A 13,580-nucleotide genomic window follows, 5' to 3' on the forward strand; every position below is an offset into this window, starting at 1 on the left:
TTGAGGCCCTAAAAACTCGCTGGCAAGCCAGCTCCCACAAAGACAGCGCCGCCCGTCTGGCTTATCCTCCTTGCCCTCCTCCTTTTGCAAGGGATCTGCATGTCGCTGTTCCAGGATTTACCCAACGACGACGGCCTGCCCGGCGCCCAACGACGCCTGGCGATGGTGGCGATCATGACCGCCACCGCCATGGCCGTGATCGACGGCACGGTGGTGAACATCGCCCTGCCCTCCATGGCCCATGCCTTCAACGTGCCGGCCGCCACCACCATCTGGGTCGCCAACGGCTACCTGCTGGCGGCCGCCATGACCTTGATGATTTTTTCCTCGCTGGCCACGCGCATCGGCTTCCGCCGCCTGTTCGTGGGCGGCGTAAGTCTGTTCACCCTGGCGTCGCTGGGCTGCGCGCTGGCGCCGTCGCTGGACGTGCTGGTGGCCATGCGCGTGGTCCAGGGCGTGGGCGGTGCTGCCACGCTTAGCATCGGCCCGGCCATCTACCGCACCGTGTTCCCCACTCGCTTGCTGGGCCGCACCCTGGGCCTGAACGCCCTGCTGGTGGCCCTGGCCACCGCCGTGGGCCCGGCGTTCGGCGGCGCCGTGCTGTGGCTGGCCAGCTGGCCCTGGCTGTTCGCGATCAACCTGCCGCTGGGCATCGCCGCCGCGCTGTTGGGCTGGCGCTATGTGCCCGGGCAGCGGGCCAGCAGCGGTGAGCCCTTCGACTACCTCGGCGCCGTGCTGTCGGCCGTGACCATGGGCGCGGCGATCATGGCCACCGGCGCGGCGGCTGCCAGCGAGGCTGGCGTTTACTCACTGTTGATGGTGGCTGCAGGCGCTGCGTTCATCTGGCGCCAACGCCGCGCGCCGGTGCCCTTGCTGCCCCTGGAAATCTTCAAGTACCTGCGCTTTTCCCTGGCCGCCCTGACGTCGCTGACGGCGTTCGTCAGCCAGGGCATTGCCATCCTGTCGCTGCCGTTCCTGTTCCAGAACGCCTACGGCTACGACGTGCTGGGCGCGGCGCTGCTATTCACCGCCTGGCCGGTGGGCATTATCCTGGCCGCGCCCCAGGCCGGGCGCCTGGCCGACCGCCATCCGCCCGCCGTGCTGTCGACCATCGGCCTGGGCCTGCTGACCCTGGGGCTGGTGCTGATGGCCTTGCTGCCGGCCGACGCCGGTACGTTCGGCATTCTCTGGCGCGAATGCCTGTGCGGCGTGGGCTTCGGTTTCTTCCAGAGCCCCAACAACCGCGAGATGCTCGCCAACGTCCCGCGTGAACGCAGCGGCAACGCCTCCGGGGTGCTGGCCATCGCTCGCACCTTCGGCCAGTGCCTGGGCGCAGCGCTGGTGGCGGTGGTGCTGGCGGCGTACCTGGGGCACCCGGCGGCGGGCCAGGCGCTGGCCGATGCCGCGGCGCTGGAAGCGCGGGCCATGCACATGGCCCTGGCAGTGGCCGCGGTGGCGTCCGGGCTGGCGATGTGCGTGAGCATCAGCCGCATTGGCAAGCGCGGCTGATCACACGCCATCGATATGGCGGAAGCGCTCGATCAGGAAGTCGATCAGGCGCCGCACCCGCGCCGACAGGTGCAGCTGCTGCGGGTACACGGCGTAGACGTCGGCGCGGGTCGGGGTCTGGTCTTCCAACACCAGCCGCAGCCGCCCACTGCGCACGTAGCGGGCGATGTCCCACTCGGCGCGCAGCAGAATGCCGTAGCCTTCCAGCGCCCAGTTCAACGCCACCTCGCCGTCGTTGCAGCCCAGGGCACCGTGCACCTTTACGTTCTCGGTGCGGCCGCCGTGGTTGAAGCTCCACACGCCGTAGGGTGATTCGTTCTGGCGAATGAAAATGCAATTGTGGCGGGCCAGATCCGCGAGCTTCACAGGCGTGCCGTGCTTCTCCAGGTACAGCGGCGAGGCACACAACAGGCGCCGGTTGGAGGCGATCTTGCGGGCATGCAGCGCGGCGTCCGGCAGGCTGCCGAAGCGGATGCCCAGGTCGAAACCGTGGGTGGCCAGGTCCAGCGGGTGGTCGCTGATCTCCAGCTGGATCTCCACCTCCGGGTAGTGGCTGAAGAACGCCGCCAGCGCCGGGCCGATGTGACGGCGGCCAAAGCCCAGCGAGGCATTCACCCGGATCAGGCCCTTGGGCGTGGCGCGGCTGCTGCTCACCAGTTGCTCGGCCTCGTCGATCTGCGCCAGGATGCGCGCCACGTGGGCGAAATACAGCTCGCCCTCCGGGGTCAGGCTCATGGAACGGGTGGTGCGGTTGACCAGGCGTACGCCTAGCCGCGCTTCCAGTGCCGCCAGGCGCTTGCTCACCGCCGGTGGCGTCACGCCCAGCTCGCGCGCGGTGGCCACCAGGCTGCCCTGCTTGGCCAACAGATGGAAAAAGGACAGGTCCTGGGCCTGGTTCATTCATAACTCCAGGTTAATGATGTAGTGATTTGTGGTTAACCAATGGCTTTGGCTCACTACATATACTCCAGTCACCCGCCGCAGCCCAGTGCCGGCGCACAACAACAGACCCTGGAGAGAGCCATGAAGACCTACAACATTGCTGCCGTGCCTGGTGACGGCATTGGCGTGGAAGTGATCGAGGCCGGCGTCGAAGTCCTCAACGCCCTGGCCCGTCGCAGCGGCGCCTTTGCCCTGCAGTTCAAGCACTTCGACTGGAATTCCGAGAACTTCCTCAAGCGCGGCCACTACATCCCCGAAGGCGGCCTGGCGGAACTGAAAACCTTCGATGCGATCTTCTTCGGCGCCGTGGGCGCGCTGAACGTGCCCGACCACGTGTCCCTGTGGGGCCTGCGCCTGCCCATCTGCCAGGGCTTCGACCAATACGCCAACGTGCGCCCGGCCCGCGTGCTGCCCGGGGTGAAGAGCCCGCTGCACAACGGCCACGAGATCGACTGGGTGGTGATTCGCGAAAACTCCGAAGGCGAATACTCCGGCAACGGTGGCCGCGTGCACCGCGGGCTACCCGAAGAAGTGGCCACCGAGGTCTCGGTGTTCACCCGCGCCGGCGTCGAGCGCATTCACCGCTTCGCCTTCGAACTGGCACGCACCCGGCCGCGCAAGCACCTGACCCTGGTGACCAAGTCCAACGCCCAGCGCCACGGCATGGTGCTGTGGGACGAGATCTTCCACGAAGTGGCCAAGGACTTCCCCGACGTGGTCACCGACAAGGAGCTGGTGGACGCAGTCACCACGCGCATGGTGCTCAAGCCCGCCAGCCTGGACGTGATCGTGGCCACCAACCTGCACGCCGACATTCTTTCCGACCTGGCCGCGGCGCTGTCCGGCAGCCTGGGCATCGCCCCCACCGCCAACCTCAACCCCACCCGGCGCTTCCCGTCGATGTTCGAACCCATCCACGGCTCGGCCTTCGACATCACTGGCAAGGGCGTGGCCAACCCCATCGCCACCTTCTGGACTGCCGCCATGATGCTCGAACACCTGGGAGAGGTCGCCGCGGCCCGGCAGTTGATGGCCGCCATCGAAGCCGTCACCGAAGCCGGCGTGCACACCCCGGACCTGGGCGGCACTGCCACTACCCGCCAGGTGACCGCCGCGGTGATCGAACTGCTGCAGCGCTGATTTCCCCGACGCTGGCCACACCGCGGCCCCGGCGCTGCGCGAATCACCGCGCCCGCGCCGGGGCGGCGCCTGACAACAACAAGAATCAGGGTCCGTCATGAAACGCATACTCGGCAAACTCTATGTACAGGTACTCATCGCTGTAGCCCTTGGCGCCCTGGTGGGCGTGCTGTGGCCCGACACGGGGGCTGCGCTCAAGCCCATCGGCGACGGCTTCATCAAACTGATCAAGATGCTGCTGGCCCCGGTGATCTTCCTCACCGTGGTCAGCGGCATCGCGCGCATGGAGAACATGAAGGAACTGGGCCGCGTGGGCGTGCGCGCCCTGCTCTACTTCGAGGTGGTCTCGACCCTGGCGCTGGGCCTGGGGCTGATCGTGGTGAACCTGTTCAAGCCCGGCGCCGGCATGAACATCGACCCCAAGGCGCTGGACACCTCCAGCATCGCCACCTACACCGCGGCGGCGCCCCACGCCTCGTTCATGGACTTTTTGCTGGGCATCATCCCCGACATCATCGTCGACGCCTTCGCCAAGGGCAACGTCCTGCAGATCCTGATGTTCTCGATTCTGCTGGGGGTGGCCCTGGCCAACGCCGGGCCGCGCGCCAAGGTGTTCATCGACGTGGTCGACAGCCTGATGAAGGGCATGTTCAACATCGTCAACATGGTCATGCGCCTGGCGCCCATCGGCGCGTTCGGCGCCATTGCCTTCACCATCGGCAAGTACGGCTTCGGCTCGATGTTCGCCCTGGGCAAGCTGATGGCCTGCGTGTACCTGACCTGCATCCTGTTCGTGGTGCTGGTGCTGGGGCCGATCTGCCGCTACACCGGCTTCAGCCTGTGGAAGTTCCTGCGGTTCATCAAGGAAGAGCTGTTCACGGTGCTGGGCACCAGCAGCTCTGAATCGGTGCTGCCGCGCATGATCACCCGCATGGAGCAGGCCGGCTGCTCCAAGCCGGTCGCCGGCATGATGATTCCGGCGGGGCTGAGCTTCAACCCCGATGGCCAGGCGATCTACTACACCATCGCGGCAATCTTCATTGCCCAGGCCACCAACACGCCGTTGAGCCTGAGCGACCAGCTGATCGTGCTGGCGGTGCTGATGTTCACCTCCAAGGGCTCGGCGGGCGTCAGTGGCTCGGGGTTCATCATCCTGGCGGCCACCCTGGCCTCGCTGGGCACCATCCCGGTGGCGGGCATGGTGCTGTTGCTGGGCGTGGACCGCTTCATGTCGGAAGCGCGGGCCATCACCAACACCATCGGCAATGGCGTCGGCACCCTGGCCATCGCCAAATGGGTGGGCGCGTTGGACAGCGACAAGCTGCGCCGGGCCATGGACGGTGAAACGGTGCCGGAGCCCGCAGCCACGGTGCCCCGGCTGCCCCCGGTGCTGCAGCGCTATGGTAAGGTATGGACCGTTTTGGCCCGCGAACCAAGGAGCAGCAATGAGTCTGGAAACCGTCAAATCCTTCCTGGCGGCGAACGCCCCGGACCTCTCGGTCATTGAGTTGGCCGAAAGCACCGCCACCGTGGCCCTGGCCGCCAGCGCGCACAACGTCGAGCCGGGGCAGATCGCCAAGTCGCTGTCGTTGCGGGTCAATGACCAGGTGATCCTGATCGTCACCCGCGGCGATGCGCGCCTGGACAACAAGAAGTTCAAGGCACGGTTCGGGGTCAAGGCGAAGATGCTCGACGCCGCCGAGGTGCAGGCGCACACCAGCCACCCGGTAGGTGGGGTGTGCCCGTTCGGCTTGCCGGCGGCCGTGGCGGTGTACTGCGACGTGTCGCTGCAGGCCTTTGCCGAAGTGCTGCCGGCCGGCGGCGCCACCAATGCCGCAGTGCGCCTTTGCCCCCAGCGCATGGCCACGCTGGTGAACGCGCAATGGGTGGATGTCGCCCAGGCCTGACGCCTGTCAGGCCGGGAACTTGTGCTCGGGGGCAGGGCCTACTCTTGTACTGCCCCCTGCGACAGGACATTCCCCATGTTAAGAAACCTGCATGACCTGGAACACTACACCCTGGGTGCCACCGACGGTGACATCGGCAAGGTCAAGGACGTTTATTTCGACGACGCCACCTGGGTGGTTCGCTACCTGGTGGTGGAAACCGGCTCGTGGCTGGCCAGCCGCAAAGTGCTGATCGCCCCCGCCTCCATCCAGCAGTGCGACTGGAGCAACCACCGCCTCACCGTCAATATCACCCGCGAGCAGGTCAAGGCCAGCCCCGACATCGACACCGCCAGGCCCGTCTCGCGCCAGCACGAAATGGACCACCTGGGCTATTACGGCCTGCCCTTCTACTGGGGCACGGGCGGGGTCTGGGACACGGCCATCGAACCCGCCGCCGCGCCGCGTGAGCCCAAGGACGACGTGCGCCTGCGCAGCGGCGAGGAAGTCAGTGGCTACCATATCCACGCCAGTGACGGCGACATCGGCCACGTCGCCACGCTGCTGGTGAACGAGGACTCCTGGGCGGTGCAGTACCTGGTCATCAACACCAGCAACTGGTGGGTGGGCCACAAGGTGCTGATTGCCCCGGAATGGATCGATTCCATTGCCTGGGAAGAGCAGAAGGTGTTCCTCGACATCGACCGCGCCACGGTGCAGGCGTCGCCGCCCTATGACGAGACGGCGCCGCTGAGCCGCGAGCACGAGACGGTGCTGTACACCCACTACCAGCGCTCGGTGTACTGGTCGGTCGAAACCCGCAACGACCCGCCCGAGTAATCAGTCTTCCATGGCCGGGCGGTACTGGCCCTGGGCGGCGGCGCCGTTGCAGCGGGCGCGCAACAGCAGCGCCTGCTGCGCGCGTTGCACATTGGCGTCGTCGCCGGCCCACAGGCGCAGGGCATCGTCCTGCAAGGCGCGGCCGTAGGAGAAGGTCAGCGGCCACGGCAAGGGCGCACCCTGGTGCATGGCATTGAGATGCTCGGTGGCCAGCGCCGACGACTGCCCGCCCGACAGGAAGGCAATGCCGCCTACCGCCGCCGGCACCGCGCGCCGCAGCGTCTCGACGGTGGCCTGGGCCACGGCCTGCACCGAAACCTGCGGGCCGCCCTCGCCCGGCAGTACCATGTTGGGCTTGAGCACCATGCCCTCCAGCAGCACGCCATGGCGGTGCAGCTGTGCGAACACCGCGTCCAGCACCTCGCGGGTCACTGCCTGGCAGCGCGCCAGGTCGTGGTCGCCGTCCATCAGCACTTCCGGCTCGACAATGGGCACCACGCCGGCCTCCTGGCACAGCGCGGCATAGCGCGCCAGGCCCTGGGCGTTGGCTTCGATGGCGGTGCGGCTGGGCAGGCCGGCGTCGATGCTCAGCACCGCGCGCCATTTGGCGAACCGCGCGCCTTGGCTGGCGTAGTGCTGCAGGCGCTCGCGCAGGCCGTCCAGGCCTTCGGTGATGCGCTCGCCGGGGAAGCCGGCCAGCGGCTGCGCCCCGGCGTCCACCTTGATACCCACGACAATGCCGGCGGCCTTGAGGATATCGACGAAGGGCGTGCCGTCCTTGGCGTGCTGGTACAGGGTTTCCTCGAAGAGGATGGCGCCGCTGATGTGCTGCGCCAGCTGCGGGGTGGTCACCAGCAGTTCGCGGTAGCGCCGGCGGTTCTCCTCGGTCTGGGCGATGCCCAGGGGCGCGAACCGGCGGTTGCAGGTGCCCAGGCTCTCGTCCATGGCCAGCAAGCCCTTGCCTGCCGCCATCAACGCCCGGGCCGTGTCGATCAGGGAATTGGAATGATCGGTCATAATTCACCTCTGCCTTGGCTGAATGGCCAAGGATAGGCGCGATCGGCCCTACTTGCGCGCCAGCTTGTAGTGCAGGCAGCCTTCGTAGAAGGTGTCGTGCACCACCGCCGGCCTGGCGCGGGTGGCGTTGTCGTAGGTCTGCTCGGTGATGCCCAGGGCCAGCATGCGCATCCAGCCCTTGCTGAATTTCATGGTGTGGATCTTTTCCCGCGCGGCGTAGCGCGACACCCCGGCCAGCTTCAGTTCCTGGGCGCGCGCCGCGGTGCCGGCGCCCCAGGCGCACATGTAGCGGTCATCGGGCCGAAGGTCCCGGGCCTGGGCGCACAGTGTGGCCCCGGTGAGTGCAACTCCTGCAAGCGTAATCATTACATTGCGCATTTAATCCCTGCCCCAAGCACCTGAAATTGAAGTGATTTTGGCGGGAAGTAAAAGCCTTGGGGGCCAGCATTTCGCCTGCTTCGCAGGCTGCCTTCACACGGACCGCCTTTGATCTTGATCCCGTGAGGCCGTTGATCTTGATTGTGTGCCCCGTAAAGCGCCAGGGCCGACTGTAGGCGTTGGCCAAGCGGGCTGAGGCGTAGCCGAAGAAGACGGAACCGGAGGCGCTTCTATTCCGGGCCGTCGTCCGCTGGATCGGCGCCGGAGGGAGGGGACCCGCAGCGAAGCGTAGGGACCAAGCAGGGGCAAGCCCTTTTTGCTTATTTTTTGGCTGGGCCGGCACACCGGGCGTTTGACAAAAAGTGAGCCGCCGTAAGGGCGGAAAGGTGATTGTGCATCACCCTTGGTATTGGATATGTGCATGGCTTTCGAATCTCGCTTCTGAGGGATTCGGACATATCCATTTTCGCGGTGCGATCACCGACCGTTTCGGCCTTACGCCGACTCACTTTTTTTCAGACGCCAAAAAAAGTAAGCAAAAAACGCTTGCCCCTGCTTGGGCCCTACGCTGCGCTACGGGTCCCCTCCTTCCGGCGCCGCTCAACGGGCAGACGGCACCCGCTATAGAAGCCTGCGGGTTACCGTCTCTTCGGCCTGCGGCCTCGGCCCTTCGGGCAGCCCGTTGATCGACGCCTCCAGTCGGCCCGGGCGCTTTACGGGGCATACAATCAAGATCACAAGCCAGATCAAGATCAAAAGCCAATCACAAGCAGATCACAAGCAGATCACAAGCAGATCAACTGCCTGATCGCACGGTGCGCTCAGTCGCGGGTAATCAGCTTCGCGGGCAGGAACCGATGCTGCGGCGAAAACAGCCTACGGTAGGTCAATAGCACCGCCACCACCGTGCCCAACGCCGACGCCGCTGCTATAAGGAACATGATGATTATCTGGTAACGCACTGCCTGCAAAGGACTTTCCCCTGCCAGCACCTGGCCAGTCATCATGCCAGGCAAGCTCACCAGCCCCACCACGGTCATCTGGTTCAAGGTCGGGATCATGCCCGCCCGCACCGCCTGGCGCGCCGCCAGCTGGGCGGCCTCCCAGCGGGTGCCGCCCAGGGCCAGGGTCATTTCGACCTGCCCGCGCCCGGCGGTCAGCTCCTGGATCATGCGCTCGATGCCCAGGGACACCCCCGTGAGGGTGTTGCCCAGGATCATGCCCAGGATCGGGATGGCGTACTGTGGCTCGTACCAGGGGTGAATGCGGATCACCGCGAACAGCCCCACCGCCGCCACCAGCCAGCTGCTCACCCAGATGGACCAGACGCTGTCGGCGCGGCGCCCGACGTAGGTGCGCTTGCCGCGCCCGGCCGCCGACAGGCCGGCGATCAGGGTCATCAGGCACATCACCGGCAACACCACGTACCACTGGGCGTTGGCGAAGATCCAGGTCAGCACGTAGCCGATGGCCAGCAGCTGCACCACGGTGCGCACCGAGGCCACCAGCAGCTGCCGCCCCAGGCCCAGGTTCAGGCACAGCGAGAGGATGCCGTTGATCAGGATCAGCGCCGCGGCAATGGCGATGTCCAGGTTGGAAAGGCTCTGGTAGTTCATGTCAGGCTCCCCGCCTTCATCACGTGCTGGCGGTTGCTCACCCGCTGGGCCTGCGCCGGGTCATGGGACACCCAGATCAGCGCCCGGCCGCCGTCGAACCAGGCGTCCACCAGGGCTTCCACCTGGCGCGCCGATTCCGGGTCCAGGGCCGCGGTGGGTTCATCCAGCAACAGCACCTGGGGGTTCAGCTGCAGGGCTCGCACCAGGGCCAGCACCTGGCTTTCGCCGCCGGACAGCTCACTGGCCTGTTTGTCGAGGAAGCTGGCCGGCTTCCCGGCCTGCGCCAGTAGCTGCAGCGCCGCCTCGCGCTGGTAGCGCGCCCTGGCGTGCACCTTCAGGGAATAGGGGTAACGCAGGTTGTCCTCGACGCTGCCGTCCAGCAGCGCCGGCTTCTGCGCGATGTAGCACACGTGGCTGCGGTAGGCGGTGATCTGCGTGGCCTTGATGGCCGCGCCCTGCCAGTGCACCTCGCCGCCCTGGGTGGCGTCCAGCAGCGCCAGGGTGCGCAGCAGCACGCTTTTGCCGGAGCCCGACGGCCCGGTTATCGCCACCCGGTCGCCGGCGGACAGGGTAAAGCGCAGCGGCTGCAACAGTGGCGTGCCGGTGCGTGCATCCAGGCGTGAGACGTCGACGGAGGTAATCAAGGAGATGGCAGGTGAAGTATTCAACCGAAGCGCTTCCGGGCAAGAGGTTGAACATGATGCACGAGCCGCGCAACAAACAGCAAGTGCGCAAACTTCAAACAAATAGACTTGCAACTAGCGACAACTATGCCAACTTGCACAAGCCCCGCAGCGCTTGGCCAACAGCCCAGCCACTGGGCCCTGCGACGCCACTTTCGGGGCAAATTCCCCACATAATGGCAAACAGCCCCAACTTAAATTAATTGTTAGAAAGTTGAAAAAGGCGTGCAAAATTCGCCTTGAACTTCGCTATAGCTTCAATCCGGAAAGTTGGCTTTGGGGATTCAGTGAGTGTTAATGAACCCAGTCCTCGTAGATCAGCCCCGGCACGCGCGCAAACTCGCGGGTATTGTTGGTCACAAGGGTGCACTGCTCCGCCAAGGCATGGCCGGCGATCGCCGTATCATTCTGGCCAATTGGGGTACCGGCCTCCGCGAGGTGCACCTTGATCTCGATGGTCCGATCAATAGCCGCTGCTCCCCACGGCAAAATGGCATCCAGCCGTCTGACGAATTCGTCCACCAGGGCTTTATGCCGGGGCGACGCCTTCTTGCCTATCTGGCCATAGCGCATTTCCGCATAGGTGATGGCGGAAATAACGATTCGATCGTTACGCGTGGCGGCTTCGGTGAGACGCTGGAGCACACAAGCAGGACGCTCACGCATGATGAACGAACAAATGCACGTGTCCAGCATGTAGGTCGTCATAAGGTGAACCTGCCATCATCGTCCATGACGTCGGGCCGCTCTTGCAGGAAGTCATCATCGGCATGGGGCAGTTCTGCAAATGACTGCCACGAAGGCCGCACCGGCCGCAGGGTAATGGTGTCGCCCTCACGGCTGATTTCCAGCTCTCCCACGCCGTCGAAGGCCATGTCATTGGGCAGGCGAATAGCCTGATTCTTGCCGTTCTTGAAAATGGACACTGTGCGCATGGAGGAGGCCTCGACCTATGTCAGACCTATGCAGTATGGCCGCAAACCAAGGCATATGCAATGCATAGGCTTTCCGCGTCAGCAGGCGCTGCGATTCTCAAGAAACACCTGCAAATCATTGCACCTTCCTGATCGCCGGCAGGTTCCAGCCATAGCGCAGCGACAGCATCCGCAGCGCCGTGCACAGGCCGATGCCCAGCCAGGCGCTGAGCTGCGGGTCCAGCCAGGTGAGTTCGCCGCACAGTTGCACCAGCGCGCACAGCAGCGCCGCCGAGGCGTAGATGTCCTTGCTGAGGATGACCGGCACGCGGCCCAGCAGCACGTCGCGCAGGATGCCGCCGCCGACGGCGCTGACCACGCCGAGCAGAATCGCCAGTTCGATGTCCGGCACCAGGGTGTAGGCCTTGTGCACGCCGAAGGCGGCGAAGAAACCCAGGCCGATGGCGTCGAAGAACAGCGTGGGCTGGGCCAGGCGCAGCAGTTGGGTCTGCAGGCAGCCGGCCAGGGCCACGGCCAGGCCCACCACGGCCAGGTACGCCAGGTTGGTGAGGCCGGCCGGTGGCAGCGCCCCCAGGCACAGGTCGCGGATCACCCCGCCGCCACAGGCGGTGACGAAGGCGATGACCACCACGCCGAACAGGTCCAGGCGCCGGTCGATGGCGGCCAGCGCGCCGCTCAGGGCGAAGACGAAGGTGCCCAGCAGATCGATGTACCAGAATGCTTCAAAGCCCATGCTCGTTCCTTGAATCGGCGATGGGCGCCATGGTGCCAGAAAACCCGCCGGCTGCCCCTGAGCGATTCTCAAGCCGTTGCGCAACGCTGCGCGCCGCGAGCTGCACTTCCAGGCCATCGGCCAGGCGGTAGACGCCGGCCATGACACCACCACTGGGGTCGTTGAGCACCTTGAACCAGGCCTGGTCGAAGGCTGCGCCGAGGTTCTTGCGCAACTGCGCCTCGGTGTCGGGCCGCTCGCCGGCATGGGCGATGGCGCGAATGCCGGCCATGCCCAGGGAGATCAGCGGCCCGGCGATCTTGCCGGCCACGGCGGCGGCAAAGCTGCCGGCGCCACGGGTGGTCATCTGGCCTTGCAACTTGGTGTTGGTGGCCTTGGCCACGTCGGCCAGTCCCTCGGGCGACGCTTCGGCGCCTGCGCGCAGGCGCTGCAACAGCGCCGCGTAGGCCGGGACCTTGGTGGTGGGCACCACGTGGGTGAGCTGCTGCAGGTTGGCGCCTTCGAGCACGCCGATGCCCTCCAGGTGCTGGGCGAACTGCTGGTTGGGCAGCTTGTACTGCTCGGCGATGGCCAGCACCTGGGTGGTCATCAGCTGCACATAGAAGTCGGTGGCCTGCACGGCGATGGCGTTGGGCTCGATCTCCACCGCCACCGGGGCCAGCACCCGGCGGTGGTACTGGTCCTGCAGGTAGGCTTCCAGGCGCTTGGCCGAGGCGTCCGGGTCGGTCTTGCTGCCGCTGAGGGTGTACCAGCTCACGCGCATGGACAGCCATTCCTGGGTCCAGTAGCTGTCGAACCAGGGAATGAATACCTCCTCGGTCTGCTCGTAGACGCGCTGGCGCCAGTGCTCCATGGAGCCGCGGGCGAACACCCGGGCCTGCTCGCGGGCGTCGCTGGAGCCGCGCAGGATTTGCGCGTCCACCTGCTGCCAGGTGGCCGGGCTGACCGGCGGCCCCTGCAACGCCAGGCGCCCGCCGGCGCAGGCGGTCAGCAGCAGGACAAGGGCAACGACCAGTGCACGCAGGGTCACCACCGCAGCTCCGTATCGGTTCGGGTACAAGGGGTTCTGTTCAGTATAGGGTGGCGCCGGGCCGAACAGGGTCGCCGTTACCATCGGGATACGTCGAAGCGGCCAGACAGTGTTATGGTTTTGAAAAAGTGCCTGCCTGGCCCCTGCAATGATCAAGTCCCGTACCTTGTTTGCCCGCCTGTTCACCGTCTCCCTCGGTGCGATCTTCCTTGCCCACGCCCTGACCTATATCTGGATCGTGCACTACCGCATCCCGCCCCCGCCGCGCCTGGGGGTCACGCCGCAGACCGAGACGCCGGCCCTGGCGCTGGCGGCCAGCTCCCACTACCTGCTGGTGTGGCCCAAGGCGATGCTGGCGTTCCAGGGCCTGGCGCTGGTGGGCATCGCCTGGTACATCAGCCGTTCCCTGACCCGCCCGCTCAAGCGCTTCAGCCAGGCCGCCGAGCGCCTGGGCGACGACCTCGACAGCCAGCCCCTGGCCGAAACCGGCAGCGTCGAGGCCCGCCACGTGGCGGGTTTGCTGAACCGCATGCAACAGGCCATCCGCGACAAGTTCGACGAGCGCCGGCGCATGCTCGGCGCCGTGTCCCACGACCTGCGCACACCGCTGTCGCGGCTCAAGCTGCGCTTGACCCTGGTGGACGACCCTAAGCTTGTGGCCGACATCACCCAGGACATCGACGCCATCGTGAAAGTGCTGGATGCCACCCAGCACTACCTCCACGACAAGCCCCCGTCCTGACACCGTCTCCGTAGCCGCTGCCGCAGGCTGCGCTGGCCCTTTTTCACGCTGCAGAACTTCAGCGCACGCGGGGCCCAGCGCAGCCTGGCGGCAGCGGCTACGCGAAATCCTTTGCACACCGTACCGTCA

Annotated in this window: 15 protein-coding genes; 6 read left to right on the plus strand and 9 right to left on the minus strand. The window is 66.0% G+C overall.

The window, feature by feature from the left end; genetic code table 11:
- Positions 1-99: 99 nt before the first annotated feature.
- Entirely contained in the window at positions 100-1,509 is a 1,410-nt protein-coding gene (locus tag AC0J42_RS15100; RefSeq protein WP_473006788.1) for an MFS transporter, read from the plus strand.
- On the opposite strand, the gene AC0J42_RS15105 is transcribed toward AC0J42_RS15100, so the two are convergent.
- Positions 1,510-2,409, minus strand: coding sequence for a LysR family transcriptional regulator (locus AC0J42_RS15105; RefSeq protein ID WP_416424359.1), 900 nt, complete (start codon positions 2,407-2,409; stop codon positions 1,510-1,512).
- A 123-nt stretch (positions 2,410-2,532) separates the two neighbouring features.
- On the opposite strand from AC0J42_RS15105, the gene AC0J42_RS15110 reads away from it, so the two are divergent.
- The 4 genes from AC0J42_RS15110 to AC0J42_RS15125 all read left to right on the plus strand — a co-directional run bounded on the left by AC0J42_RS15110 (position 2,533) and on the right by AC0J42_RS15125 (position 6,317).
- Entirely contained in the window at positions 2,533-3,591 is a 1,059-nt protein-coding gene (locus AC0J42_RS15110; protein ID WP_473006789.1) for a tartrate dehydrogenase, read from the plus strand.
- A 97-nt stretch (positions 3,592-3,688) separates the two neighbouring features.
- A complete protein-coding gene (locus AC0J42_RS15115; protein WP_473006790.1) occupies positions 3,689-5,098 on the plus strand; it encodes a dicarboxylate/amino acid:cation symporter in 1,410 nt (469 codons plus the stop codon).
- Positions 5,037-5,498: a YbaK/EbsC family protein gene (locus AC0J42_RS15120; protein WP_416424362.1), complete on the plus strand. Its 462-nt coding sequence runs from the start codon at positions 5,037-5,039 to the stop codon at positions 5,496-5,498. The genes AC0J42_RS15115 and AC0J42_RS15120 overlap by 62 nt, the downstream gene beginning before the upstream one ends.
- Positions 5,499-5,573: 75 nt before the next feature.
- A complete protein-coding gene (locus AC0J42_RS15125; RefSeq protein WP_416424363.1) occupies positions 5,574-6,317 on the plus strand; it encodes a PRC-barrel domain-containing protein in 744 nt (247 codons plus the stop codon).
- On the opposite strand, the gene AC0J42_RS15130 is transcribed toward AC0J42_RS15125, so the two are convergent.
- From AC0J42_RS15130 to AC0J42_RS15165, 8 genes are all read right to left on the minus strand, one after another.
- Positions 6,318-7,334: a class I fructose-bisphosphate aldolase gene (locus tag AC0J42_RS15130; protein WP_473006791.1), complete on the minus strand. Its 1,017-nt coding sequence runs from the start codon at positions 7,332-7,334 to the stop codon at positions 6,318-6,320.
- 48 nt (positions 7,335-7,382) lie between these two features.
- Complete coding sequence (locus AC0J42_RS15135) at positions 7,383-7,712, minus strand: hypothetical protein (protein WP_416424365.1); 330 nt, start codon at positions 7,710-7,712, stop codon at positions 7,383-7,385.
- 821 nt (positions 7,713-8,533) lie between these two features.
- Positions 8,534-9,328 carry an ABC transporter permease gene (locus tag AC0J42_RS15140; protein WP_416424367.1) on the minus strand — a complete coding sequence of 265 codons (795 nt, stop codon included), beginning with the start codon at positions 9,326-9,328 and terminating at the stop codon, positions 8,534-8,536.
- A complete protein-coding gene (locus AC0J42_RS15145) occupies positions 9,325-9,996 on the minus strand; it encodes an ABC transporter ATP-binding protein (RefSeq protein WP_473006792.1) in 672 nt (223 codons plus the stop codon). The genes AC0J42_RS15140 and AC0J42_RS15145 overlap by 4 nt, the downstream gene beginning before the upstream one ends.
- A 309-nt stretch (positions 9,997-10,305) precedes the next feature.
- A complete protein-coding gene (locus AC0J42_RS15150) occupies positions 10,306-10,719 on the minus strand; it encodes a type II toxin-antitoxin system VapC family toxin (RefSeq protein ID WP_473006793.1) in 414 nt (137 codons plus the stop codon).
- Positions 10,716-10,946, minus strand: a complete 231-nt coding sequence (vapB, locus tag AC0J42_RS15155) for a type II toxin-antitoxin system VapB family antitoxin (RefSeq protein WP_473002254.1) — start codon at positions 10,944-10,946, stop codon at positions 10,716-10,718. The genes AC0J42_RS15150 and vapB overlap by 4 nt, the downstream gene beginning before the upstream one ends.
- A gap of 115 nt (positions 10,947-11,061) precedes the next feature.
- Positions 11,062-11,679 (minus strand): trimeric intracellular cation channel family protein, encoded by a 618-nt coding sequence (locus tag AC0J42_RS15160; protein WP_473002255.1) that lies wholly within the window; start codon positions 11,677-11,679, stop codon positions 11,062-11,064.
- Positions 11,669-12,709 carry a hypothetical protein gene (locus AC0J42_RS15165; RefSeq protein ID WP_473002256.1) on the minus strand — a complete coding sequence of 347 codons (1,041 nt, stop codon included), beginning with the start codon at positions 12,707-12,709 and terminating at the stop codon, positions 11,669-11,671. The genes AC0J42_RS15160 and AC0J42_RS15165 overlap by 11 nt, the downstream gene beginning before the upstream one ends.
- A gap of 148 nt (positions 12,710-12,857) precedes the next feature.
- On the opposite strand from AC0J42_RS15165, the gene AC0J42_RS15170 reads away from it, so the two are divergent.
- Positions 12,858-13,451, plus strand: coding sequence for a HAMP domain-containing protein (locus AC0J42_RS15170; protein ID WP_473002257.1), 594 nt, complete (start codon positions 12,858-12,860; stop codon positions 13,449-13,451).
- The last annotated feature ends 129 nt before the right edge of the window (positions 13,452-13,580 follow it).

This window comes from Pseudomonas sp. Tav-5-1A (genome assembly GCF_055755055.1).

Coding starts and splice junctions, on each gene's coding strand:
- AC0J42_RS15100 (WP_473006788.1), top strand. CDS start 100: ATGTCGCTGTTCCAGGATTTACCCAACGACGACGGCCTGCCCGGCGCC.
- AC0J42_RS15105 (WP_416424359.1), bottom strand. CDS start 2,409: ATGAACCAGGCCCAGGACCTGTCCTTTTTCCATCTGTTGGCCAAGCAG.
- AC0J42_RS15110 (WP_473006789.1), top strand. CDS start 2,533: ATGAAGACCTACAACATTGCTGCCGTGCCTGGTGACGGCATTGGCGTG.
- AC0J42_RS15115 (WP_473006790.1), top strand. CDS start 3,689: ATGAAACGCATACTCGGCAAACTCTATGTACAGGTACTCATCGCTGTA.
- AC0J42_RS15120 (WP_416424362.1), top strand. CDS start 5,037: ATGAGTCTGGAAACCGTCAAATCCTTCCTGGCGGCGAACGCCCCGGAC.
- AC0J42_RS15125 (WP_416424363.1), top strand. CDS start 5,574: ATGTTAAGAAACCTGCATGACCTGGAACACTACACCCTGGGTGCCACC.
- AC0J42_RS15130 (WP_473006791.1), bottom strand. CDS start 7,334: ATGACCGATCATTCCAATTCCCTGATCGACACGGCCCGGGCGTTGATG.
- AC0J42_RS15135 (WP_416424365.1), bottom strand. CDS start 7,712: ATGCGCAATGTAATGATTACGCTTGCAGGAGTTGCACTCACCGGGGCC.
- AC0J42_RS15140 (WP_416424367.1), bottom strand. CDS start 9,328: ATGAACTACCAGAGCCTTTCCAACCTGGACATCGCCATTGCCGCGGCG.
- AC0J42_RS15150 (WP_473006793.1), bottom strand. CDS start 10,719: ATGACGACCTACATGCTGGACACGTGCATTTGTTCGTTCATCATGCGT.
- vapB (WP_473002254.1), bottom strand. CDS start 10,946: ATGCGCACAGTGTCCATTTTCAAGAACGGCAAGAATCAGGCTATTCGC.
- AC0J42_RS15160 (WP_473002255.1), bottom strand. CDS start 11,679: ATGGGCTTTGAAGCATTCTGGTACATCGATCTGCTGGGCACCTTCGTC.
- AC0J42_RS15170 (WP_473002257.1), top strand. CDS start 12,858: ATGATCAAGTCCCGTACCTTGTTTGCCCGCCTGTTCACCGTCTCCCTC.